The sequence below is a fragment of the Enterococcus sp. 4G2_DIV0659 genome (genome assembly GCF_002140715.2).
Classification (GTDB): Bacteria; Bacillota; Bacilli; order Lactobacillales; family Enterococcaceae; genus Enterococcus_L; species Enterococcus_L mansonii.
The window spans coordinates 2,040,804-2,065,060 of sequence record NZ_NGLE02000001.1; the positions used below are offsets into that span (position 1 = coordinate 2,040,804).

The following is a 24,257-nucleotide window of genomic DNA, read 5'->3' on the forward strand; positions in this document are numbered from 1 at the left end:
GTTGATATTTTGGGCGATTATTTTTTAAGTTGGAGTAATTATAATTGTGCTATGTAAATAATAGAATGTCTGATTGTACATCGTTTCTTTGTGAGAAGGATTTAGAAGCAAAAAAATAGGCTGTTTGACTGAAATCAAGTCATTTTCTTCCCATCAATTTTCCCAATCATTATAATCAAAATAGTCTAAAAACCCTATTATATCAGCATGCTTAGAATCTTAGCGGCTGATTTTTTCAAATGCTTATGTTGTTTTCTAGTCAAACTGATATACTAAATATAAACTTTGAATTAGGAGATGGAAAATAAGTGAATATAGGGAAAGCATTAAAAGAAAGACGGCAGAAATTAAATTTAACTCAGCAGGAATTGGCGGAGAAAATGCATGTTTCTAGACAAACAATTTCTAATTGGGAAGTCGGTAGGAGTTATCCAGATATTGAGAGTTTAATTCAATTAAGCGACTTATTTTCTATCTCACTAGATAAATTGATAAAAGGGGATAGAGAAATGGTCACTAGTTTAAAGAAAAGAAGTATATTGGAAATGTTGTTTGTTGTAATACTTAGTTTATTAATGGTAAGTAGCGTCATATGTTTGATTATTGATGTAAGTATAAATATGCGCTTATCTTGGTCTCTTGTAGTAGTAAGTAGTTGTATTTTTGGTGCAAGTTTAATGAGTGTTATGCGATATGCCCAAAAAGAAAAATTAATTAAATTTGGACTGACATTGAGTGTTTTGGTGATGCCTTTATTATTCACTATTCAAAAAAGTGTTTCAGTGACGAATTGGTTTAGTTATTTTGGTATAAGTATTAGTTTAATCTCGTTAGGTATCTTTTGGGCGTTGTTATTATTATGGCGTTTTACAACAATCAAGCTTTGGGGATTGATGACGATTGCGGCAGTATTGTCAATTGGTGGAAATTATTTAATCTTGGTGTTGACAGGTGAAGTGACAAGTATGGCAGATGTTTCAACTAGATTTATTACTTCTGGATTAGCAGGATCAATTTGGGCATTCGTATCTATTTTATTTGGGCTACTAAATCTTGATAAAGGTGCAGTTGATGAGTGGTTGTTTGAACATGTGAGAAAAAAATAATGCATTAACGGCTAGTAATGTTGAGAATGATTTGTTCGTTCTCAACGTTACTAGTCTTTTTTTATTAAGTTTTCCAGAGAAATACTTAAAAACTGACAAAAAAGCTTCCGAGTGAAACAGTAATGAAAATCAAAGAAAAAGCTAAGCTATTCCACAGCCCTAACATAATAAAAGAAGAGGTGTTTTTATCTCCTTCTTTTTTGAGATCAGTAAATGTTCGCCAAGTGATTACTAGCTGCCATATACCTATCAGTAAAAAAATGAAACCAAGCAAATATCTCATATAATTATCTCCTTTACACAAGAGTAACATTTTAGGAAAGCGCTATCAATGGATTTGTATAAAAATAGTTTGCAGTATGTATTATGAATCTGTATATCAAAGACGGCTTCAAGAATACTTCAAAAGTGAAAATAATGGATGTTATCGATATTTTTTACCAGTTAGTGCTCAGTGGTGTTGTAACCAGAGGTATCATATTAGATGTGAAAGGTTTTTCAGTTTTTAAGGTACTTATTGAACTTGTTTATTCAAAAGCTTGATCTGTGATTTTTCAGTAGGTGATTCCTCTCTGGTATGCAGAACCTATCATAAGTAGGAGGACTTTTCTGATAGAAACTCATTTAATACTATTAGTCGATTCAAAAATCTTTATGTATATTTTGTTCTACATGAAAAAAACAATCATTTGTGAAGGATTATTGACCTATTTTTTCATTAAAGGGAGTGGATTGTATGGTTAAAAGGAAACACTATGTTATGAAATGAACAAATGAATACGTCTTAGATTAGAATAAGAACTTGCGATGCTTTTAATTTTGATGAGTGATGAGAATGTGATAGAAGAATGGAGGCGATTTCAGTTGCGATAAAAACAATGTATTCAGTTGTCAAGCTAGGTGCTACTATCATCGTTATGTAATGATGAAAAATTGACAAAATTAAAACTATCTTATATAATGTGAGTATCGGATCGTTACTGGTAAAGCAGGCGTGACCTCTTACATTACTTTTTTTAGTGATGTTTGATATGGTCAGGTCTTTTTTCGTTTTTTAAGTCAAGAACAGGAGATAGTTTCAATGAAAATACTGAAAGTTTTTAATAATAATGTTTCTTTGGTTTTAAATGATGACAACATCGAAGAAATTATTATGGGCAAAGGTGTAGGCTTCAACAAGCGTGAAGGTGACGTGATTGATTCAGCCTTGATTGAAAAAAGATTTGTTCTTGAAGGTAACAATTCCGTTAATAACTTAGAAAATCTGCTTGCACGAATCGATATTGAAGATATTGAACTGGCCAGTGATATTATTCAATTAGGCGAAGCAGAATTAGAACAGTCCATTGATGATTCCATTTTGCTGACATTGTCCGATCATATCGGTTTTGTCTTAAATCGAGCATCAGAAGGATTGCAAATGCGCTCACCATTGGAGTGGGATATCAAACAGATTTACACAAAAGAATATGCTTTTGCATTAAAAGCCGTTCAGATGATGCGAGAGAAAACAGGCATTGCTATTCCAGATCAAGAAGCCGCTTTTATTACCCTTCATTTTGTAAATGCCTATAACTCAACTAGCAATATGAACGAAACAATGTTGACAACCAAAATCATTCAAAGCATTATCGATATTATTAAATATCATTATGGGAAAGAGTATGATGAAACGTCTTATGATTTTACTCGTTTCATTACTCATATTCGTTACTTTGTCAAAAGGCAGTTGGATAAAGAAGTCTCATCAAATGAGGATTCATCCTTGATCAACCTGATTGCTGTCAAATATGAACAAGATTATCAGTGTGCAGTCAAAATCAAAACATTTTTGGAACAACAATACGATTGGACGATTTCAAATGATGAATTGATGTACTTAACACTTCACTTAAATCGCTTATCAAGCAATCAATAGGATCGTTACTGGTTAAGCAGGCGTGACCTAAGAAAGACACTTAGTTTATAAGTGTTTCTTAGGTCGCTTTTTTTATAAAAAAATGAATCAAAGAGAGGAATTATCATCATGCGTTATGAAGAAGAAAGTAAAAAAATCATCGAACTTGTCGGCGGCAAGTCGAACATCAATAGTTTAGTTCACTGTGCGACGCGTTTAAGATTCAGTTTGAAGAATACAAAAAAAGCGGATAAAGAAGCGTTGGAAAAACTACCGTATGTAATGTCTGTGGTCAATAGTGGTGGACAGTATCAAGTAGTGATCGGTAGTAAAGTACCAGATTATTATGCGGCGATCCAATCGTTGGCGGACTTAAATGAAGATGCACCTAAAACTGAAAAAAAACTAAGTTTCAATTATGTCTTTGAAGTGATCTCTGGTGCTTTTTCACCATTGATTCCAGCAATGGCAGGTTCTGGGATGATCAAAGCTGTATTAACGATTTTAGTTGAAATGAAACTCTTAGCGGATACTAGTTCCACTTATATGGTATTGAGTGCTGCGAGCAACGCAATCTTTTACTTCTTACCTGTTTTTCTAGGAATCACGTTGACTAAAAAAATCGGGGGCAACATGTATGTAGGTGGCGTAATTGGGGCAGCGTTACTGGAACCGTCATTTACAGGAATGATTGGTCAAGAAAAACTTGATTTTCTAGGAATCAATTTAAATGTTGTTGATTATGCAACGACGATTTTCCCGATTTTTGTAGCAATTTTTATCTACTCATTCGTGGATAAATTCTTACGAAAAATTATATTTAGAGACCTGCAATTATTTGCAGTGCCAATGTTTAGTTTGATGATCATGGTTCCATTGACCGCTTTACTTTTCGGTCCTTTTGGAACAGTGATCGGTGATGCATTATCACAAGGTGTTATGTGGTTGATTGGTAAAAGTGCGTTGCTTTCAGGAATCGTATTAGGTGGCGGAATGCCATTTATGGTGATGTTTGGTCTGCATTGGGGCTTTTCACCAATTACGCTTGAAAACTTGACTGTTATGGGTGGTGATCCGATAGAAGGAATGGCTGTTGCAGCAGTTTTTGCTCAAATCGGGATCGCAATCGGTTTTTATTTGAAATCGAAAAAACATTCCAAAATGAAAGCCTTAGCTGGACCATTAGCGTTGACTGGTTTATTTGCAGGAGTAACAGAGCCAATTGTTTATGGACTGATTTTAAGATATAAACGGTTATTGCCAATTGTAGCAATTTCTGGTGCCATTGGTGGTGCAATTTGTGGTGTGACAGGTGTTACGATGAATGCTTATGTATTCCATAATATTTTCTCTATCCCAGTTTATACACCAAAAGTCGGTTATTTCATCGGAGTGGGTGCCGCTTTGATCGCCGGTGCAGTATTGACGTATTTCTTCGGTGTCAAAGAAGATGAAATGGCAGATTTTTTACCGGAAACAGATCAAGGGGAAGATGATTTTCAAGAAGAATCTATGAACGTTCAAGTAACAAACGAAACGACAGTTTATGCACCACTTGAAGGAACTGTGATTCCATTGAAAGAAGTAGATGATGATGTATTTTCGAGTGAAATTGCTGGAAAAGGAGTAGCCATTATTCCGACTGACAATAAAGTAGTTGCGCCATTCGATGGAACCGTCGTAGCAATTTTCCCATCAAAACATGCAATTGGGTTAAAATCAAATGGAGGCAGTGAATTATTGATCCATATTGGAATCAACACAGTCAATTTAAATGGCGAACATTTTGAAACAAAAGTTGAAATGGGGGATACGATCAAACGTGGGCAAACGTTACTAGTATTTGATCGTGAAAAGATCGAACAAGCAGGCTACGCACTGACATCACCAGTGATTTTAACAGATGGTCAAAGTATGGAAACGATGAACATTATCAATACCACTGAGTCAGTAACGCCGGCAACAAAACTATTTGTTGTAGGCTCAAGCAAGGAGGAAATGGATAAATGAGAAACGATTTTTTATGGGGCGGTGCAGTAGCTGCTCATCAAGTTGAAGGTGGCTTTAATCAAGGCGGCAAAGGCGTGAGCATTGCAGATGTAATGACTTCTGGTTCAAAAGATCACGCTAGAGAAATTACAGATGGTATTATAGAAGGAAAATTTTACCCTAACCATGAAGCAATCGATTTTTATGGGCAGTATCAGGAAGATATTCAGTTGTTTGCTGAGATGGGCTTTAAATGTCTAAGAACGAGTATTGCCTGGACAAGAATTTTTCCAAATGGTGATGAACAAGAACCGAATGAAGCGGGACTAGCGTTTTATGACGATTTATTTGATGAATTATTGAAACATGGCATTGAGCCTGTTATTACGTTGTCACACTTTGAGATGCCGTATCATTTGGTTAAACACTATGGCGGCTGGCGTAGTCGCGAACTAATCGGCTTTTTCACTAAATTTGCAGTGACCGTGATGGAGCGTTATAAAGACAAAGTAAAATACTGGATGACCTTTAATGAAATCAATAATCAACGCATTTTGGAAAATCCAATCTATTCCTTTACCAACTCAGGTATTCTTTATCATGAAGACGAAGATAAACTGAAAACGATGTATCAAGCTGCGCATTATCAATTTGTGGCGGGGGCAATTACAGTTGCTGAAGGGAAAAAAATCAATCCTAATTTTCAAATCGGTTGTATGCTAGCGGCAACACCAAACTATCCGCTGACAAGTGATCCTAATGATATTATCGCGGCTCAGCAAGAAGATGAAAAGCAATTATTTTTTACGGATGTCCAAGTAAGAGGGAATTATCCACGGTGGGCAATTAAAGAATGGGAAAGAAATGGCTATGAACTGGATATTACGGATGAAGATTTACAGACATTAAAAGCTGGAACAGTTGATTATATTGGTATCAGCTACTATTTAAGCAATACAATTTCAACACGACCAGAAGCGGTTCGTTTGGAAGATGATTTGCTTGGAGACAGCTCTCTTGTTGAAAATCCTTATGTCAGTATGACGGAATGGGGCTGGTCGATTGATCCGGCTGGATTACGTCACTATCTAAATCTTTTAAGTAATCGTTATGAGCGCCCAATCTTTATTGTAGAAAACGGTTTTGGTTATGCAGATGTTTTAATAGAAGATAAAGTACACGATACAGAAAGAATCGATTTTCTTAGCCAACATATCAAAGAAATGAAAAAAGCAATTGAGCTAGATGGTGTAGATGTTTTAGGCTACACGGTTTGGGGCTGTATCGATCCGATTTCATTTACTACAGGGGAAATGCGGAAGCGTTACGGATGTATATATGTGGATCGTGATAATCAAGGGAATGGTTCACTGAAACGGATAAAAAAAGATTCATTTGATTGGTATAAAAAAGTGATTGAAACAAATGGCGAAGACTTAAATTTTTAAAAAGGAACCGTAGATAAACTATTGAATTGAAAGAATTTCACGAGAAGTATTCTCAATGATTTCTTTCAATTCAATGATTCTTTGTACAACTATATAATATTGTTTTGCAACATAAAAGTTTTAAATTATGAATACAAATTTTCTTAAACGTTCAACGACCATTTAAACAATGTGGTAAAAAACCAACTAAATAAATCAATCAAATGTGAATTACTTGAGTGTTACAACCAATTAATATTTTCTAAAGAAATGCCTCTTAGGGAAATGGCTAATTTTATAGGTATAAAGAAAATATTTTTGACTACATCCATTTATTAAATAAACTTGGAGAGCAACAGTTTGCCAAAAGTATTGAATGATAAGTTACCTCTATCCTTTCAGAAAGCAAAAAATATTCCTATTTTTTATTCAAGCTGACTTGTAGATTACGTACTATTCTAGCAAACAATATTAATTTAGTTAACATTTTTTTCACTTAAATTGTAAATAATGTGAATTTGTATTTGTAATCGGTCTTATTTCTGATGATTCAATCAATAATGCATCCAGAGAGGTACTTGTTTGAGTGCCTTTTTTGTTACGCTAAAAAAATTTTTCTACGAATATTCGTTATTATCATTTCGTTACTAAATAACTTTTATTATTACTCTTTTTATTTGTTTAATCACGTACCAATTTTTAACTATATCATAATTTTTGCGTAAGGGTGTGTAAAACTATTATTACATAAGATACAAGTTAGTATATATACTATTTTAGGATTTAGAATGAATCAGAGGATTATAGTATAGAGTTTATTCTGTTTGCTTTTTTATATTAGTGCTCTTATTTCTTTATTATAAAGTAGAATAAGTTGGAAAACCTGATAGTGTTATGAGTTGGGAAAAAGAAGACTACGGAATGCCACCTCGAGTACAAGCAACTTGGGAAAAAGCAGTAGATGGTGAACGTGCTGGAAGCTCAATTGAAGTGACCTATAACAAAAAAACGCTAATGATCATTGATAAAAAATACTTTGATTTTTAAAAAATAAGAAGTCAAATTGTTTAAAACGTATAGAAAGCATCATGTATTGAAATGGATGATAGTAAATATCTCTGTTTTTGTTTGACTGTGAAAATACGAGATGAATATAATATTTTAAAAAATATATCTGTATAAATGATTTAAATCAAGATGAATTAAAAATAAGCGACGTTCTCAATATAAAGAGTAAGTCGTTTTTTATATTTAGGTGGTGTCTAAGGCTACAACGAATTTAGCACTTCTCTTTTTTCAAAAGGGAGAACTTACTAACTCTATTATGGGTGGTGTATGGTTAGAATTTGATCTTTAATCTTTCATAATACAGAGTACAATCATTATATTTAGTAGGTTCATTCGTATAGCTATCAAGGAAATTGGAAATATTTTTATTAAGGTTACTGTGATTATCCATTACAGTAATAAATACTTAAGTTCTAAGGACAAAAAAGTTAATTAGCATACATTTAGCTAGTTTTTAGATAAATGCAAAAAAAGAGCTGATTGGATTGCCCATGATAAGCTCTTTTGGGTTATGGATTTGAACTATCTAGTTATAATAGCAGTTATATCAAGAGTTTTGTAAGATATATTGATTAAATGGGTTCTTTTGAAGTATATACCACAATACATTTCTTGAAAAAATTATTTGAGCCGTCAGGTAAATTAATACACCCAACGTAAAAAGTATCAAGTTGTTCTGAGAGTTGCTGACCTATACACTTTGAAATATCTGTGGTGTTTAAAAGGTCAGATATTCCGTGAATATTTTCAATATCAAAATAATAAATTTCTATATGAGTTAAATAATATTCTTGTATTTCTTTAGCATAGTCATAAAATCCAAGTTTAAATAATTTGAGATATTCAGGATTTCTTTCTTCTTCTATAAAAGGTTCAATTTTATGAATGTTTGATTCGTTATAGGTTGTAAATAAAACATTTGAAAAGTTTTGTATACTATCTAAGTATTCGTGATAAAGTTTTGTACCACGTAAGACTATTATAAATTCTCCTATCCATCCTGAGATAAGAAGAAAAATGGCAATCCACCATGCCAATCCATAATTAAAGAATGATAAATTTTTGGCTGAGAGTAAATAGATGCTATAAATAGATACTATAATGATAAAGGTTACTGTAGCAAAACGAATAAAATGAAGAAATTTTTTTCTGAAATATTCATGTTTTTCTAAAGAATTTATCTTCTTTCTTAAGTTTTGTAAAGCAAAATCATACATTGACAATAGATCAATCTCCTTTTTTATTTTTAAAATCAAATGGCGTGTACCCTTAAAGGGAGCGACATTATAATAATTTGATTATATCTTAATAATAGCAAGAAAGAAATAGAGCCATGCAATATGCTTTTTTTTGACTGTTATCAAAGTGTGATCATAAAATAATGTTTTCATTTTAGGTATTCTATTAGTTTCTTCTTTGTGTTAAACAAAGACCATGTAATAGAGATTAGCAAAATTATAGTATCTGAGTATTTTTTTGTTAACCCTTTTATTACAAGCATTAGTTATTGAATACCTCCCTTTTCCCAAACCAATTTACTTTCCTTATATCTTTTTGGATCAACACCACCATTTTCATCAAAGATATTTGAACCACTAACTAGATAAATTTTTTCAATTTGATACTCTTTGGAGGGATTCATAAGACTAGAGAGCGAATCAGTGATCGTTTGTTTTTCAGAAAAACTAACAGAGATCGTCTCGCTAAATGCTATATAGATCACATTTTTATCTTGCATCGCATAGATATGATCATATTGTTTCATTTTTCCTAAATTCATTCTGATAGTAAAGGGAGTATCCATATCTACGTTATTTTCAGTTACAGAAAATTCTATATCTTTGATTTTATTTATGTTGATAATCGTCTCTTGTTTGTCTTTTAAGATATTCCAACCATAAAAACAACAAATAAGAACAGAAATCGATAGAAAACTAACGAGAGCTAACTTCTTTTTTTTAGTCAAATAAATCACTCCTTCATAAAAGTGGACAATGCAAAATCATTTTTATATGAAAAAACACCAAAAACTGATAAGAGCTTTTTGGTGTTTTTGAAACACAGATTTTTTAAGAAGTGAATCCAGGGTAATGTTTTGTTCCATAGCTGTTTACGCCGCCACGTCTATCTAAAAAGGGCTGTCCCCATACACCTTGTGTATAGATTCCTTTATTCGCAATATATGGTTGAGAGTACCCCAAACTGCGTCCCCCAGCTCTTTGCACATCAAAGAAGTACCAACGAGCACGTCCCGATCCATTAGTTGTCCATACTTCAGAATATCCATTCCCGTCCCGCATGAACCTAGAATACCAATTTCCAGTTGTTGAACCACCGGGATAATGAGTACCAGCAAATGCGACTGAAGCACCAAGAAAAAGACTACATACCAGAAGCAACAGATTAGAGATAATCAACTTTTTTAATTTTTTCATAACTCTTCCTCCTAAATTATTTAACCATACCAACAATTGCATACTAACATATATAGGAATGTTTTTCAACTCTTATTGAAATTTTAATTTTAGTTAAAGTGATATAAAAATTCCTTTTAGGAAGGTGAGTTAAAATTTTTATGAGTGACAAATTTCATTTCTTTTTGGAAAACTTGTGAATAAAAGTTATCTCCAATATCATCTACTAAATTTATAAAATGACGGTTCAAGGGATACACTCCCCTGAAAGCGAGCTAATCCAAAAGTTAAATGTTTTACTATGAATAGAGTGTGTGACAATAGTCAGAAAAAATCTGATTATTGTCACACACTCTTAAATTTATCGTTCATCAGTATCAGTTCAGGCTAATACTGATGAACTTTAAAATCCTATTTACCGCTAGGATTTTAAATCAAAATGTTTTTCAGTTTCTCTTTGGTTTTAAGTTTTTGTGTTTCTTGCGCTAATGTTTTTAGTATTCGCTCATGCTCATAGAAGAGGTTATCGGGAATAGAGTGATTTTGGGTGTTGTTTTTTAGTGAACTGAATGTTTTGTGCCAGTTCTTTAATTGTTGGATTGAATGATTTAGTTTATGTAGGTCTTGATAGGTGATCATTTTTACTGGGTGAGCCATGTTGAACCTTCTAATGATATTTTTTAACCTTATAAGGTTAATTTATCACAAAAATTCTTTGGTGTCAACCTTGTACGGTTAATTCTCTGTATGGAAATATTATATACTTCAGTTAACTGTACAAGGTTAACGGAGGACATTATGACATATTCAGAGATTATTGTTTTTAGACTTAAGAAATTATGTGAACAAAAAGGAATTTCAATAAACAAACTTGCAACGTTATCAGGTATGACACAGTCTACGCTGAATAACATTATGAAGGGGAATACTAAGAATCCCAAACTAAAAACGTTGCATAAATTAGCAATGGGATTAGATATGACGGTTTCTGAACTATTAGATTTTCCAGAAATGAATGAAACGCTTTTTGATGATGAGTAATACTAAATATACCCCTGTAACGTTAATGTTGTATATTTTCATTCGCTATACTTGAGTTAACTATACAAGGTTAATGGAGGAAAGCTATGACTTATTCTGATGTAATTAGATTACGGCTTAAAAATTTATGCGCTGAAAAAAATATATCTATCAATAAACTTGCAACATTATCAGGTATAACGCAGTCTACTGTAGATAATATTATGAAAGGGAAAACCAAAAACCCTAAGTTAAAAACATTGCATAAATTAGCTACAGGGCTTGATATGACGGTTTCTGAACTATTGGATTTTCCAGAGATGAATAATACTATGTTTGATGATGAATAATTATGCTCAGTGAAGCTACGATCTTTATGAATCGTATTTTTGTTATTTTGAACTAAAAAATAATTTTGTGTTATAATTAAGAAGAAATAATTGTCAATTTATTTATTTTGTGAGAGTACAATAAGGATGTAAAAATAAGTTAAATGCATGGAATAGTGATATTTGGACTAAAGAACGTTTTAGAAGGTGATGTACCAAATAGAACTAGACAAGATATATCTGAGCATAGGCAAAGAATTATAGGTTTTTGCTAGTTATTTGATTTTTGTTTACGCGGTTGATGGATGGTAAAAAATAAATGAAACATGTTTATTGCAAAGCAAACTCTCTCTAAGGTTATAAAAATCCGTATAATTCAATCAGATAAAAATAATATTTTCTTTGTTGAGTAAAAACTTATAAATTAATCTATCTAAATACAAGAATGGAGCGATTTTATGGGAACAAATAAAGCAAGAATTGATAAATCTATTAAAATGATTCTTGAAGGAAAGACCATTGATGAGGCTAAATTAAGTATTCCAGAAATAACAAGTACAATGAAAAGTAATTTTATTGATAAAGAAGTTTCTGAACAAGCTTATCAGAGCATTGTCGGCGTTGTAGGTGGGAAACTTTCAAAAATTTATGAATTAGACGAAGATGAGTACGAAGAAATAGCAAATGATCTTTTTAAAAGAGAACAATGGGTAAATGAAGTGATGGAATTAGTTGAAGACGATAGCGATAGTGAAATGTCTGATGTCTTATTGAAAGCGTTACGAATCTCTTTAGGGGAGACTGTCAAAGAGGAAAGAGATGAAACCTATTTTGTAGAAAAATTGTTATACCAAATTGTGTTTTTATCCTTAGCAAACACAATGCAAGGAGCTTTAGAAAGTTTGGATGAGGGGATAACTATTCTGCAAATTAGAAAAGAATTCATTAAACCTCTTGCTGATAAACTATTTGAGGACGATGTGAGAGAAAATATTTCTAAATTGGTTGAAGGAAAAATAACTTTAGCTACAATAAATGAGCAGATTGCTAACAAGCTTAAAAACTTTGGTGGTTTTTAATGGACACAAATCTCTATTTTCGAAATTTTATAAACGAAGCCACAGATTATCCTTATATGAGCGAAGATGAGCGTTGTAAAGCTTGTGATATTGTCAATGTAATGCTTGCGGCATTCGATGGAGATATATCTACAGGTGGGAACGCAAATAATAAAAATTCTAGGAAGGTATCTGTAACAGCAAAAGTATATGATGTTGAGAAATGGAATAAATCTAATGGAAAATTAGTTGAATTGCTTAATTGGGTATCAGGGGATTCATTCAGTGTTTTTTTTGAAAAAAACGAAGAAATATTTGATACTTTTCTGTTAGAAATTCCTAGTTCTCAAAAGCAGTGTATCACACTTTTTTCAGGAGGATTAGATTCTCTTGCAGGAGCTTACTATAATTTCTCAAATAATATTTCAAGTGATTATGTAGGATATGTCAATAAATCAGAAGAGAGAACACATCAAATTCAATTGCAATCTTTTTACAGCCAAATTTTTTCTGCTGGTGGAAGTGAGATTGATATTAGGAATAAATATCAAAAGCCAAAAACATTCTATTTTCAGTCTACGCGATCTTTATTGTATCTTTCTTTAGCTATATCTAGAGCAATATCCAATGCTACAAAAGAGATTAGAATGTATGAAAATGGGATATTATCTCTTAATCCAGAATTAGGAAGATATACTACCAAAACTACTCATCCTAAGACGATATTTCTTTATAATGAACTCCTTATGTCGCTTGGCTATGATATTAGAATTTTAAATAAGTTTGAGTATCAAACGAAAGGTGAAACTATTGCCAATATGAATTTTGAATTTAAATCACAAATAAAAAATACATTTACTTGTGGAAAAAGCCGAGCTGGAAGAGATTATAATCACAAAGGGCAATGTGGTACTTGTATCCCATGCATATTGAGAAAAATATCTTTGGCATCGCATGACAATGAGTCCTATGATACAGAGTATTTCGTTGGGTATAAAGATGCTATTTCTGCACCAAAGAATTATTTGACGGATTACATTAATAATTTGGGATATTTTGAAGCATATGTTGAAGCTATTAAAAAAGATGAAATCTTTGGTGAAATATCTAATAACAAACCGAAATTTCATGAGGATGAAAATTACTTGCAAAAGCAAAAAATAATGTTTGATAAATTTGTCTCGGAATACGAAAGGTTTATTGATAAATATGGGATACGTTGATTTGCATGTTCACATTGATTTTTATTCAAAACCATTAGAGTTAGCTAATCAATACGAAAATTTGAAAATATATGCTATTTTTGTCACCTACTTGCCAGAAATATTCTTAAAAACTCGATATGAGTATGAAAACTATAAATATGTCCGGATGGCATTAGGATTTCATCCAGACATGGTGGGAGAATACACTTTTGATAAAAATGAGTTTGAAAAAGGATTGAAGTATACTAGATATATTGGAGAAGTAGGACTTGATTTTTCTGGATCAAATCAACAATTCAAAAAAGCGCAAGTTGAAATATTTGAAAAAATAACTAGTCCTAATTATAACAAAGGTAATATTTACTCAATTCATTCTAGAAAAGCAGAAGCAGAAGTTCTTGAGATATTAAAAAAAAATAATGTGAAAAATGCAATTTTTCATTGGTATACTGGTGGAAAAAAAACATTGAAAGATATTGCAGCATCGGGGTATTTTTTTTCTGTGAATCATAAAATGCTCACTTCAAAAAGTGGGATGGAAATTATTCGAATTATTCCCAAGTCTCAACTATTGTTTGAAACTGATGGTCCATTTGCAAGAAAAGATAAAAAGATTGTTTATCCACGAGACTTAAAAGAGATTTATGAAGACTTTGAGGAGGTAATCCCAGATTTTGAGAAGATAGTTTTTTCTAATTTTAAAAGATTGTTATTTCAGAAGGATATTGATCGAATTAAATGAGATTAGAATTTGGGAAGGAGTGATCATTGTGGACTATACTGGGCTTGTCAAAGCTATTTCAGAACTTCATAATGTTCCAAAAATGGACAAGGAATATGAACTTTACTATGATGAAACTAATAACTCACGTATTTTTCGTTTAACAGATGAAGGGTTTAATTTTAATGAGAAAGCATATTTTCTATTAGGAGGGCTCGCATTTGAGAAAGGAAAACGTCCAAGCAAGGAGAGTTTAGAGAGTCTCGTGGAAAAATTGAGAGTTCAGCAGAACTCTACGGAAATAAAATTTAAGCATATTCAGCAGAAAGCTAAAGTCTTTTTGGAATTGATTTCTAAAAAACGTACTAAAGATTTTATTGAGTGGTTGTATGATAATAAATGTTGGGTTCATTATTCTTATAGAGATAATTTTTATTATAGCATAGTTGATATTATAGATTCTCTTGAAAAATCTTCTTTTGGAGGTTTCGAGTTTAATAGAGAGCTGAAAAGTACTTTATATGACTGTATTGCTAAGGATAAAGATTGGTTTATTCAGTTGATGATCTACTTTGACTATCCTAATGTGAAAGATCATAATCAATTTATTGACGAGATGTTGAAATGGTTCGAGAGAATAAATCCCGATGGATATGATTTTAATATTGAATATCTAAGACAAAGTATGAACAGCCATAGAAAGGACATTCTGATATTCCTAGAAGGTAATAAAGATAGGGTTATGATTGAAAATTACGCAGATATTTATAGAAATTCAATTCTTACTTTTTATAATTCTTTTCATGTGTTCGATGAGGAATTAGAAATACAAAAAAGTTTGGATAAGGATACAATTGAAGTATTCGGGAAAAAAGTTTCATACGAATTTGTTAAATCAGAAAATTCAATATTTGTTCAATTATCAGATTTAATTATAGGGGTTCTAAGAATGTGGATGGCATTTTTAGAAAGTCACTCTATTTTTGAGTTAAAAGAATTATTCTCAAATTTGACAATTGCGCAAAAGCAAACCACGATTCAGTTTCAGAGCTTAATGTACAATTCGCTTTTAGAAAGTTTTGGTTTCAAACATGGTTCTGGTAGCAATCAATTTGAAGAGAAAATAAACTATTTTATGGAATATAATTTTTGATATATAGAAAATATATGTAGTACTTATTTCAGCTCGTATATGTTTGTTTAAAAAGTTGACACCATTGATTTTAAATTTATTAAAATTCAATGGAATTTTGAAATATGAACAAGGCTTGAAAAAAGCGCATAAAGCTAGTCAGTCCCCAAAACCTAAAGAACGGCTTCATGTCAGTACTTTCAGGTATTTCATAATTCGCTTTGTGAAACATTTTTTGAGTTGACATTACTCCATTCTACATCTTTTTTAGATAATTTACGATAGAAAATTTTACCAATGGGTATTTGAATAACATTCAGTGTAGTCACGTAATATTTTACATATATTGTCCTAATCTATAAAATTATTTTTTATATTCAATACTTTTTTGATTTTTTAAAATGTTTAGCTCTAAGCCAGTTTTTCTAATCTATATACATCCTGTTAAATATAAACGATATTATCTTGGCTGTCCGAACCTTTGTTGAGTGGGTTAATACTGTTCTAGGACAAGTAATCGATCGATTGTGTTTGTGAGCCAGTTTATTTAACAGGATGTATGTATGAAGAATTAAATTGAAATACAAGAATATTTTGATAGAATTTAAATCTTTATATAGTTGAGAATATATTAAGTGAAATATTGATATAATTTTTGAGCTATATTTGAGGTGATAGTATTCGAAGGAGACACCTGATGAAAATAAATAAGCTGATTTTAAAAAGGATTTTTTTTAATTTTGTACTTAGCTATTTACCATTGATAATGTATTTAGTATTTTTATTGATTATACCAAGAAATAGGGAGTTCGATCCTACTGCAATTCTTTTTGCTGCAATTACAAGTTCTATTTCTAACATAGGTGGATTATCTTTCAGAATTGATAAGACGGGTGAGCTAAAAGCGAAGCCTTTACCATTTCTGATAACAATTATTTTTAGCCCTATTCTGATTTTGGACTTTTTTGAGGAATTTTCATTCAAATACAATACCTTTTTGCTATTATTAGCAATTGTACTCTGCATAATAAACTTTGTTTATCAATTTTTTTCCGAAGTAGAAATCCATAAAAAGGAAATTAATGAGGAAGAAATGTTGGCGGAATTAAAAGAAAATGCTGAGACACTTAGGATGAAGAGTGAAAAAACAACAGAAGTTAACGTTTCAGGGAAGAACATAAAACTATAGAAAGGGTTATAATAATGAATTTTAATAAAAGAAAATTATTAGTATTTCCATTGGGACAACCAATTGGTAACTTTTATACAACTACAATGAAATCCGATGAGTTATATAGCCTCTCTAAAGCCGATATCATGAGAATTGCGGAGGACGAGATAGATGGGTTATTGTACGACGGTGTTCAAAGAGAGCTCAATCAGAAAAAGGTAAAGAAAATCGTAAAATATCTTTCACAACCTGATGCCACATTTCCGAATTCGATCATTCTCAATTTGAATATGAACTATTTTATTAAATCCTACGAAGAGAATGAGAAGAACTATATTGAATTTATAAAAGATGAGAACACATTTTCTATTATTGATGGTCAACACCGGTTAGAAGGATTGAAGGAAGCAAATTTAAATATTGATGTCCCAGTTTCAATTTATACAAATTTGAGAATAGATCAGCAACAAGAAATTTTTACACGTATAAACTCAGAGCAAACAAAAATAAATCCATCGGTTACTATATACCAAGAGTCAACAGGAAAGTACAATACACCAAGAAAATTTGCAGCGAAAATAGCAATTTCATTCGGTGTTGATCGGAAATCTGTTTGGAATCAGAAGATAAAGATTGTTGGAAAAAAAGATATGTATTCTAAAAATGGAGTAATAAGTCTGAAATCATTTTATGAGCCAATCCTTGACTTTATTTATAATGACGATGACTATTACATTGTGCGCGAAAAAATTATTGAGAGTAATAATAGACCCAAATTAATAGATATTAACTATACTAAAGAGAAATATATATTTTGGGAGTTCTATGTAAAAGGAGACTCAGCATCAGTTTATAAAATATTAAATAATTTTTTTGATGCTTGTAAATTAATATTTCCTAAAGAATGGGAAGAAAAAAATAAAGAAAGTATTTTGCAAAAAACTACTGGATACTATGCTTTAATGTCTGTATTCAAAAAATTATATGTAAAAGGAATCTCTGAAGGTGATTTAAGTTTAAAATATTTTGAAAATATGATGAGTCCCTTGAATAATCTTGATGGTAAAATTAATGCTAAAAATTATTCTTCTAGTGGTTTACAATCATCAAAAAAGTTGTATGATGAGTTTGCAAAATGGATATTTCCCGATTCAGAATTAAAGGAGGATTTCTTTGATTGATTAGTTTTTTTATCAGATAAAAGTATATTTTTTAGAGCTAAATTAAGTAATACTATTAGTAGCGCTCCGACTTGCATATTTTTGCTTAAAAATTCACACTATTGACTTCCAATGATTTAAAAATTATTTGATAAATTTAATAGTACATAAATTGTGCTACATACATTGCTGTCAAAGTTTTTTTAATCAAACGAGGTCTTAAGAAAAAGTAAGATCACAAAAAATTAACCCCTGTCAAGCGTTATCCTGACAGGGGTTTTTGGTAGGGAAAATGGTAGGGAACCATATCATTTTCAATGAAAATCAAGCATTTCATAAGTTGAAAAACGTTGATTTATCGGCATTCCCCATTCATATTATGTTGGCTCTTTATTCCCACTCAACAGTAGCAGGTGGCTTACTCGTAACATCATAAACAATCCGATTCACATGATCCACTTCATTATTCACATGATCCACTTCATTCACGATCCTCACAGAAATCTTTTGCAAAACATCCCAAGGAATTCTAGCAAAATCAGCCGTCATCCCATCAATCGAAGTCACAGCACGAATTCCAACAGTATAATCATACGTACGACCATCACCCATCACACCCACACTACGGATGCCAGGTAACACAGTAAAGTACTGCCAAATATCACGATCTAAACCAGCATTAGCGATCTCTTCACGTAAAATCGCATCAGAGTTACGCACGATTTCTAATTTATCTTCAGTAATTTCACCAAGCACACGAATCCCTAAACCAGGACCAGGGACCAGTTGACGCCAAACTAGCGCTTCAGGCATGCCTAATTCGATTCCTAAAGCATGAACTTCATCTTTAAATAAAGTATTCAATGGTTCAATCAATTCAAATTGCATATCTTCCGGCAATCCGCTCACATCATGAAATCGTTTTTGTGTAATGAAGGGTAAATTATTGGTTTAATCTATAGTTTCATTATGAACAAAAAAGAATTTTGGTGCAAATCATTACAATGAAATGGTATCAATGATTTTCTTATTTTCTAATAGCCAATTATCAAAAGTTTCTTCATTAAGACCGTTGACGTCGTCCCATTCTATACTAGACAAAATACTTGAATTTTTATAAATAATAAAAGAAGGTGTTTGTTTAAAGCTATACTTTTCTTTGAATTTTAACCATTCACTTTTGTTAGACCGTAAATAACTACACTCAACATAAATTAGTTTGTTCTTTAGATTATGTTTTTTGAATTTTTCTTTGAAAACTGGGGAAAAAGTAGAACAATCAGAGCACTCAAAATTCCCCATATAGACTAACATCAAATCTCCTTTTGAGAATTTATATTCAAAAGTTTCTAGGGGAAATGAAACGACATCTTGATAAATTTCAATATTTGTCTGTTCTATCTTTAGAGACTCATTAACTTGCTTCACTTTATTTTTTTCAGATAAGATAGTTACTCCAGCTAATATAAGTACAATGAACAAACCTAGACATAATATGAGCATCGTCGTCTTTTGTTTTTCTTTATGAGGATTCATATTTAAGTTCTCCAATCTTTTCTGTTAGTTCTTGTTCATCAAACTCACCAACTATTCTTGTTTCTTCAATTCCTTTCTTAAAAAAAATAATAGTTGGATAAAGAGAAATTTTCAAATTATTAATCAGTTTTTCTTGTTGTTTTTCTTTATTTGAAGTTATTGATAGTACCTGGAGCTTTTTTTCTTTTGCCAGTTTGTTGACAAGAGGTTCAACATTTTCACAGTGTATACAGCCATCTTTTTTTACAAAAAGGATAAAGTCAGCCTTTTGTTTAGCTTTTGAAAGGATCTCTTTATAGGTAACCATGTTATAGTTTTTTTGAGTTTGTTTTGTAATATTGCTAAAAGAAAAATAAAGTCCTGTAATTCCCAGCGCAATGAAAATTGAAAACAAAATTTTTTTTTTCATTAGTTTCTCCTTTACTTTTTAAATGTATCCATATTTATCTCTGTATGACAATACTGTATAAGTTCTGGATCATGGGTAATAAAAATTTTAATACCTGATAACTGGACTAAATAATTTATAAGCTTTGGTTTGTGCTCCTTATCTAATCCATTTGTTATTTCATCAAATATATAAATTTTTTTTTCTTCAATAGTAGCTCTAGCAATTTTTATAAGTTGTTTCTGGCCTAAGCTTAAATTCACTCCGCCATGACCTATAGGTGTGTTATATCCTTGTTGAAGATTTTCTATGAAGTTACTTAAACCAATTTTCTTTGATATTATTTCTAATTTTTTACTATTAATATTCCGTCCTAAGTTGATATTCTCAATTATGTTTCCTGATATTATTTTTTCTTCACTATCAACAAAAATTATCTTGCTTATTAAATCGCTTTCATTAATAAGGTTGATATTGGTGTTATTTATTTTAATTTCTCCTTCGTCTGGTAAATAAAGTCTTGCTATCAATTTTCCAAATGTTGTCTTTCCGGAACCGTTAGCGCCTGTTAATGCTATAGAAGTATTATCTTCAATGTTCAAGTTAATATCTTTTAAAAGAGGACTTCTACTGTCAAATGCAAATCCCAAATTATTTACTACTATTTTATTCTTGGAATCTGTACATGGAAACGGTTTTGAGCCAAATAAGTTAAGATCACTACTTAACAAGTTAAATAATAATTCTTTGGCTACTTTTCCTTGAGTTAACAACGATTGGAGGTTTATGAGAGCCAAGATGGGATTGATTGTGAAGCCAATTATTGAATTATACATTAGTAATGTACCCGTGATGAAAGTTCCTTTGATTATTAAATAGGAACCTAAGGAAAATAAAATTACATTAAATGCATCTAAGACAAGCGTTTTAATACCTTCGAGTTTTGCATCAAAATTAAGTAAAGAATTTCTTGCGGAAATATTTTTAAGTAATTTTTCTCTACCTTTTTCGACGAAGTATGCTTCTTGTTGATACTGTTTTATCATTCCAGTATTTGAAAAAGTATCAATTATATTATCGTTAAATTGCTTGTTTGAGTGAATTAATTTTTTGCTGAACATTTGATATTTATCGTTTGAATAGAGAACAATTAAACAAAATACAATCATGAGAGATATCAAAAGTAATGATAGATATAAATTTATTCTTGCTAAAATAACAAAACTACTAAGAATTAGAAAAAGGTTTAATGGTATTGAAACAATCATTGTGAAAAATCTTTGTCTTATTGTAACTATATTGGATAAAGTAGCAATAGTTTCACCAATTCCAAAATATTCAAGTGCTGATGTTGATTTCCTAAATAATGACTGAAAGAATTCGTTACTTAAAACGGTATCTAATGTTTTATTGAGTGAGTTTGTCGTTATAGTCACTAAAAAATTCATTATAAATTTAAAAATGGCTGCAATAAGATAAACTACCATTGTGGAAAATATGAAACCAAGGAGAGCATTAGGTATAACTATATCAAAATACGTAGTATACATAGAAGCTATAAAAAGTCCAAGTATATAACTAAGTAAAGATAAAAAGATTATAATTGCTACTCTTCCTTTAACGTACATGAAAAGATTTTTGTAATTTAGTTTTTCGAAATTTTCTACTAAATCTATATCTAGTTTAGATGCTTCCAGATCAACTTGAATGATGTAGGGGATCCAGTCCTGCATAAAAACATTAATGTGCTTTTTTTGTATTTTTGATAATTCAGGATCAGCGTAATATATATATCTATCAGTAATTCTAGTTAGTAATATGAAATGAAAAGATTTATCTTTCTTTTCCACTTGAGTTATTAAAGGTACACTCATTTCGCTAAATGCTAGTCTATTTTTTTCTACTTTGAAAATAGTTGATTTAACTCCAAATTTTGTTAAGCCTGTTTTTAAGTCCCCGAAAGTTGTACCAGCTTGAGTATTTTTTATGATAGGCCTGATTTCACATAGAGATACTACTTTTTTAAAATAATTGCTTAATAACATGCTTACACATGCTGCACCGCAATCTTCTTCTCCGCTTTGAGGTGTTATCCTAAATTTCATTTTTATCACCATCGTTCCAATTTAATAATTGAAATAACTCGTTAAGCATTCCTTTGTACCCTGTTGTATTTAACTCCTCTTTAATCAGTATGGCAGATGGAATGTCCCCTAAGGACCAATATAAGAAGCCAATTATATCTTCAAAATTATATCCATTTTCAACTGTTCTATAAGAATCGTGTTGAATATTTTTTTTCGTATTAATCATCACTTCAAGTAGTTCTTTTTGAGTATCCATTATTTTTTGGATCTCATTAAGTACTGTTAAATAAACTAAACCAGATTTTGAAAAAGTCTCTTTGGTATTAAATTCTTCCCAATATTTTTTTATATAAATTTCTGCTTTTTGAGTTTTTCCTTGTTCGATTAAACAGCTGATTAAATCTAAGTAAGCTTCGTTTGTAAATCTACTTGTAGGATAAATATCAAAAAAACTTGATAGGGAAAGCTCATATTCTTCCTGACTTAGTAGAGGTTTTGCATCTCTACAATAAAAATAATAATATCTATCATTATCAGGGAACTCTGTCAACATTTTCTCATTTAGAATTGTGTTTCTCTTAGATTTATTTTTTTCTGTCATTGTATTATCTTCGTAACCATCGTGTATCATTACGACATCTTCAAGAATTACGGTTGTAAGATTGTCTGCGTTTAAATTATTTTTATAAATAGGGTATTCGTGAACATAACCGAAAAATTTATATAGGCCATTATTTTTAATTATTCTTCCTGTGTTATAAACAATACTATCATTTGTATTTAATACTTTAGGACAAAATACAATAGCGTCATTAGATACCTTTTCTATTTTTAAAATATTATTTCTAATATTTATAAGTCCTGATGGCTGTATTATTTCATCCGAATCTATAAAAAATATCCAATCTTTTTTTGATAAAGTAATAATAAAGTTACGAATTTCTGAAAAATTATCATCCCATTGTTTATAATAAAGTCCTATTTTAGGAAAGTTTTTTTTTATTATATTTATAGTTTGATCTGTTGAACCAGTGTCAACAACGATAACTTCATCTATATCATTTATTTGTCTTTGTATAGCTTCTAAACATCTTGAAATAGTTTTTTCTTCATTTTTACACATTATTCCAATAGAAATTGAAGGTGAAATCAATATTTTTCCCCCTAATCTTAAAAAAATAGTATAGAGATTTACATACATATACAAACAGTGAGTCAAAAAAACTCACTGTTTGTCTTTTTTGTTAAATTAATTAGCGACAATATCTTGACAGGTAAGAAGACATATTTTGGTAGTCGCTGCAACCGCATTTGTTTCCCATAGAGCATAGTGCTGCTGCAACGGGTAATTGTGCTGCATAAAGTGCGCACCACCCACTAGCTCCACCATTCTTAGTTTCACTGTTGACTTCTGTAGCGCTGATTTTCTTTAAAAATGAACTCATAGTATTGTACTCCTTTCTTATTATTTTTAGTTTTAAGGGAACTAATACCCTGGATCCCAATCTCAAAAATTATCTCTATTAACGCCGAATTAGAGTTAGTAAGTGAATAGCAATAAATACCACATATTATTCTCCTAACTAAATACGTTTGACTTAGTGTTATTATATTCGAACTTTAGGTGACTTCCGGCAAAACTTGCATATTTGGGAGAATCAAATTGAGTGTGAAAACGTTAAACTTAGTTTGTAAGTCATTATCTAGCTGTATTGTCAAATTTTTATACTATTAATAGGGGAGAGAGAACAAGATGGAAATCAGGATAACTGTCGGGGAGACTATTTCAAAAATTCAAAAAAGTAAAAATATAAAAATAAAGGATATATGTAAGGATTTTTTTTCAGAATCTACATATTTTAGAATTGTTAATAATGAAATTGAAACCTCAATTACAAATTTCAATCATATAATTGAAAAATTAAATGTGACGTATGATGAATTTTTTTTTCTGTGTAACCAACAAACTTGGCAAATTAATGAAGGTTTAATGCACGACATTAAAGTTGCTTATTTAAAAAAAGATGATTTAACATTGAAAGCTGTGAGGGAGAAAATGGAAACGATGAATCAAAATTCTAAAATTGTTCATTTACAGTGGTTATGTGATGCACTAATTAATAGATTGAAAAGTATTCATGTTTCTTCTTCTGAAAATAAGTTAGTTCACTATCTTTTAGAAATTGAAGAATGGACAAGATATGAAATAGTGCTATTTAATAATAGTATTTTTTCTTTTGATATTGACATTGTAAATATACTAGTTCAAAAAATTATAAAAAAGAATTATTCGTATAATCTATACAAAAATAATAATAGAGAGTTATTCCAGTTGCTGATTAATGTCACTGCATGTAACATTCAAAATTCTGATTTTAAAAAAGCAAAAAGGATTTTTAATTCAGCTAAAGAACTTTTTTTAGAAGAGGATGCTCTTTTGAAAAAAACATTCTGCTTTTTTGGACTGGTTTTTTTGAAGCTTATAATGGAGAAGTAGAAGGAAAAGCCAAAATCAAAGAATCTTTAAACATTTTTCATTTACTGAATTC

22 protein-coding genes and 1 pseudogene are annotated in these 24,257 nt (G+C 30.8%); 14 read left to right on the forward strand and 9 right to left on the reverse strand.

The features are described 5' to 3' along the window. Nucleotides 1–308: 308 nt before the first annotated feature. From A5880_RS09385 to A5880_RS09405, 5 genes are all read left to right on the forward strand, one after another. A complete protein-coding gene (locus tag A5880_RS09385) occupies nucleotides 309–1,106 on the forward strand; it encodes a helix-turn-helix domain-containing protein (RefSeq protein WP_086330707.1) in 798 nt (265 codons plus the stop codon). 1,081 nt (nucleotides 1,107–2,187) lie between these two features. After that, the gene (gene licT / locus A5880_RS09390; RefSeq protein ID WP_086330709.1) at nucleotides 2,188–3,024 is read left to right on the forward strand and encodes a BglG family transcription antiterminator LicT; all 837 of its coding nucleotides are present in this window, start codon (nucleotides 2,188–2,190) and stop codon (nucleotides 3,022–3,024) included. Between the two features lie 108 nt (nucleotides 3,025–3,132). Continuing rightward, complete coding sequence (locus A5880_RS09395; protein WP_086330710.1) at nucleotides 3,133–5,013, forward strand: beta-glucoside-specific PTS transporter subunit IIABC; 1,881 nt, start codon at nucleotides 3,133–3,135, stop codon at nucleotides 5,011–5,013. Then, a complete protein-coding gene (locus tag A5880_RS09400; RefSeq protein WP_086330711.1) occupies nucleotides 5,010–6,440 on the forward strand; it encodes a 6-phospho-beta-glucosidase in 1,431 nt (476 codons plus the stop codon). Before A5880_RS09395 ends, A5880_RS09400 begins: the two co-directional genes overlap by 4 nt. An 873-nt stretch (nucleotides 6,441–7,313) precedes the next feature. Beyond that, complete coding sequence (locus A5880_RS09405) at nucleotides 7,314–7,466, forward strand: hypothetical protein (protein ID WP_179190425.1); 153 nt, start codon at nucleotides 7,314–7,316, stop codon at nucleotides 7,464–7,466. 593 nt (nucleotides 7,467–8,059) lie between these two features. On the opposite strand, the gene A5880_RS09410 is transcribed toward A5880_RS09405, so the two are convergent. The 4 genes from A5880_RS09410 to A5880_RS09425 form a co-directional block, all read right to left on the reverse strand. Beyond that, nucleotides 8,060–8,710 (reverse strand): hypothetical protein, encoded by a 651-nt coding sequence (locus tag A5880_RS09410; protein ID WP_086330712.1) that lies wholly within the window; start codon nucleotides 8,708–8,710, stop codon nucleotides 8,060–8,062. 281 nt (nucleotides 8,711–8,991) lie between these two features. Next, complete coding sequence (locus A5880_RS09415) at nucleotides 8,992–9,453, reverse strand: hypothetical protein (RefSeq protein ID WP_086330713.1); 462 nt, start codon at nucleotides 9,451–9,453, stop codon at nucleotides 8,992–8,994. Between the two features lie 103 nt (nucleotides 9,454–9,556). After that, nucleotides 9,557–9,922 carry a hypothetical protein gene (locus tag A5880_RS09420; protein WP_086330714.1) on the reverse strand — a complete coding sequence of 122 codons (366 nt, stop codon included), beginning with the start codon at nucleotides 9,920–9,922 and terminating at the stop codon, nucleotides 9,557–9,559. Nucleotides 9,923–10,330: 408 nt separating this feature from the next. After that, the gene (locus A5880_RS09425) at nucleotides 10,331–10,558 is read right to left on the reverse strand and encodes a hypothetical protein (RefSeq protein ID WP_086330715.1); all 228 of its coding nucleotides are present in this window, start codon (nucleotides 10,556–10,558) and stop codon (nucleotides 10,331–10,333) included. 141 nt (nucleotides 10,559–10,699) lie between these two features. Here A5880_RS09425 and A5880_RS09430 point away from each other — a divergent pair, with 141 nt between their 5' ends. The 8 genes from A5880_RS09430 to A5880_RS09465 all read left to right on the forward strand — a co-directional run bounded on the left by A5880_RS09430 (nucleotide 10,700) and on the right by A5880_RS09465 (nucleotide 17,718). Then, nucleotides 10,700–10,942: a helix-turn-helix domain-containing protein gene (locus tag A5880_RS09430; RefSeq protein ID WP_086330716.1), complete on the forward strand. Its 243-nt coding sequence runs from the start codon at nucleotides 10,700–10,702 to the stop codon at nucleotides 10,940–10,942. Nucleotides 10,943–11,028: 86 nt separating this feature from the next. Continuing rightward, on the forward strand, nucleotides 11,029–11,271 hold the full coding sequence (locus A5880_RS09435; protein ID WP_086330717.1) for a helix-turn-helix domain-containing protein: 243 nt from the start codon (nucleotides 11,029–11,031) through the stop codon (nucleotides 11,269–11,271). 437 nt (nucleotides 11,272–11,708) lie between these two features. After that, nucleotides 11,709–12,329, forward strand: a complete 621-nt coding sequence (locus A5880_RS09440; protein ID WP_086330718.1) for a hypothetical protein — start codon at nucleotides 11,709–11,711, stop codon at nucleotides 12,327–12,329. Continuing rightward, nucleotides 12,329–13,531 carry an adenine nucleotide alpha hydrolase family protein gene (locus A5880_RS09445; RefSeq protein WP_086330719.1) on the forward strand — a complete coding sequence of 401 codons (1,203 nt, stop codon included), beginning with the start codon at nucleotides 12,329–12,331 and terminating at the stop codon, nucleotides 13,529–13,531. Before A5880_RS09440 ends, A5880_RS09445 begins: the two co-directional genes overlap by 1 nt. Before the next feature lies 1 nt (nucleotide 13,532). Then, on the forward strand, nucleotides 13,533–14,255 hold the full coding sequence (locus tag A5880_RS09450) for a TatD family hydrolase (RefSeq protein WP_336577061.1): 723 nt from the start codon (nucleotides 13,533–13,535) through the stop codon (nucleotides 14,253–14,255). Between the two features lie 28 nt (nucleotides 14,256–14,283). Then, nucleotides 14,284–15,387: a DUF3800 domain-containing protein gene (locus tag A5880_RS09455; protein ID WP_143353645.1), complete on the forward strand. Its 1,104-nt coding sequence runs from the start codon at nucleotides 14,284–14,286 to the stop codon at nucleotides 15,385–15,387. Between the two features lie 676 nt (nucleotides 15,388–16,063). After that, nucleotides 16,064–16,555 (forward strand): hypothetical protein, encoded by a 492-nt coding sequence (locus A5880_RS09460; protein ID WP_086330722.1) that lies wholly within the window; start codon nucleotides 16,064–16,066, stop codon nucleotides 16,553–16,555. Nucleotides 16,556–16,569: 14 nt separating this feature from the next. Then, nucleotides 16,570–17,718, forward strand: a complete 1,149-nt coding sequence (locus A5880_RS09465) for a DGQHR domain-containing protein (RefSeq protein WP_086330723.1) — start codon at nucleotides 16,570–16,572, stop codon at nucleotides 17,716–17,718. Between the two features lie 369 nt (nucleotides 17,719–18,087). Here the strand turns inward: A5880_RS09465 and A5880_RS09470 are convergent. The 5 genes and pseudogenes from A5880_RS09470 to A5880_RS09490 all read right to left on the reverse strand — a co-directional run. Next, nucleotides 18,088–18,627 (reverse strand): annotated as a pseudogene (locus A5880_RS09470) (GMP synthase (glutamine-hydrolyzing)); the annotation flags it as partial. A gap of 69 nt (nucleotides 18,628–18,696) precedes the next feature. Next, nucleotides 18,697–19,233 carry a DUF6568 family protein gene (locus tag A5880_RS09475; protein WP_336577062.1) on the reverse strand — a complete coding sequence of 179 codons (537 nt, stop codon included), beginning with the start codon at nucleotides 19,231–19,233 and terminating at the stop codon, nucleotides 18,697–18,699. Next, nucleotides 19,220–19,642: a thioredoxin family protein gene (locus tag A5880_RS09480; protein ID WP_336577063.1), complete on the reverse strand. Its 423-nt coding sequence runs from the start codon at nucleotides 19,640–19,642 to the stop codon at nucleotides 19,220–19,222. The genes A5880_RS09475 and A5880_RS09480 overlap by 14 nt, the downstream gene beginning before the upstream one ends. Before the next feature lie 11 nt (nucleotides 19,643–19,653). After that, entirely contained in the window at nucleotides 19,654–21,726 is a 2,073-nt protein-coding gene (locus A5880_RS09485; protein WP_336577064.1) for an ATP-binding cassette domain-containing protein, read from the reverse strand. Then, nucleotides 21,716–22,861, reverse strand: a complete 1,146-nt coding sequence (locus A5880_RS09490) for a glycosyltransferase (protein ID WP_336577065.1) — start codon at nucleotides 22,859–22,861, stop codon at nucleotides 21,716–21,718. Before A5880_RS09490 ends, A5880_RS09485 begins: the two co-directional genes overlap by 11 nt. Before the next feature lie 600 nt (nucleotides 22,862–23,461). On the opposite strand from A5880_RS09490, the gene A5880_RS09495 reads away from it, so the two are divergent. Further along, complete coding sequence (locus tag A5880_RS09495; RefSeq protein WP_336577066.1) at nucleotides 23,462–24,205, forward strand: Rgg family transcriptional regulator; 744 nt, start codon at nucleotides 23,462–23,464, stop codon at nucleotides 24,203–24,205. The last annotated feature ends 52 nt before the right edge of the window (nucleotides 24,206–24,257 follow it).

Excerpts from the sequence above, each read along its gene's own strand:
- licT (WP_086330709.1), top strand. The coding sequence starts at position 2,188 with ATGAAAATACTGAAAGTTTTTAATAATAATGTTTCTTTGGTTTTAAAT.
- A5880_RS09395 (WP_086330710.1), top strand. The coding sequence starts at position 3,133 with ATGCGTTATGAAGAAGAAAGTAAAAAAATCATCGAACTTGTCGGCGGC.
- A5880_RS09400 (WP_086330711.1), top strand. The coding sequence starts at position 5,010 with ATGAGAAACGATTTTTTATGGGGCGGTGCAGTAGCTGCTCATCAAGTT.
- A5880_RS09405 (WP_179190425.1), top strand. The coding sequence starts at position 7,314 with ATGAGTTGGGAAAAAGAAGACTACGGAATGCCACCTCGAGTACAAGCA.
- A5880_RS09420 (WP_086330714.1), bottom strand. The coding sequence starts at position 9,922 with ATGAAAAAATTAAAAAAGTTGATTATCTCTAATCTGTTGCTTCTGGTA.
- A5880_RS09425 (WP_086330715.1), bottom strand. The coding sequence starts at position 10,558 with ATGGCTCACCCAGTAAAAATGATCACCTATCAAGACCTACATAAACTA.
- A5880_RS09430 (WP_086330716.1), top strand. The coding sequence starts at position 10,700 with ATGACATATTCAGAGATTATTGTTTTTAGACTTAAGAAATTATGTGAA.
- A5880_RS09435 (WP_086330717.1), top strand. The coding sequence starts at position 11,029 with ATGACTTATTCTGATGTAATTAGATTACGGCTTAAAAATTTATGCGCT.
- A5880_RS09440 (WP_086330718.1), top strand. The coding sequence starts at position 11,709 with ATGGGAACAAATAAAGCAAGAATTGATAAATCTATTAAAATGATTCTT.
- A5880_RS09445 (WP_086330719.1), top strand. The coding sequence starts at position 12,329 with ATGGACACAAATCTCTATTTTCGAAATTTTATAAACGAAGCCACAGAT.
- A5880_RS09460 (WP_086330722.1), top strand. The coding sequence starts at position 16,064 with ATGAAAATAAATAAGCTGATTTTAAAAAGGATTTTTTTTAATTTTGTA.
- A5880_RS09465 (WP_086330723.1), top strand. The coding sequence starts at position 16,570 with ATGAATTTTAATAAAAGAAAATTATTAGTATTTCCATTGGGACAACCA.
- A5880_RS09475 (WP_336577062.1), bottom strand. The coding sequence starts at position 19,233 with ATGAATCCTCATAAAGAAAAACAAAAGACGACGATGCTCATATTATGT.
- A5880_RS09480 (WP_336577063.1), bottom strand. The coding sequence starts at position 19,642 with ATGAAAAAAAAAATTTTGTTTTCAATTTTCATTGCGCTGGGAATTACA.
- A5880_RS09485 (WP_336577064.1), bottom strand. The coding sequence starts at position 21,726 with ATGAAATTTAGGATAACACCTCAAAGCGGAGAAGAAGATTGCGGTGCA.
- A5880_RS09495 (WP_336577066.1), top strand. The coding sequence starts at position 23,462 with ATGGAAATCAGGATAACTGTCGGGGAGACTATTTCAAAAATTCAAAAA.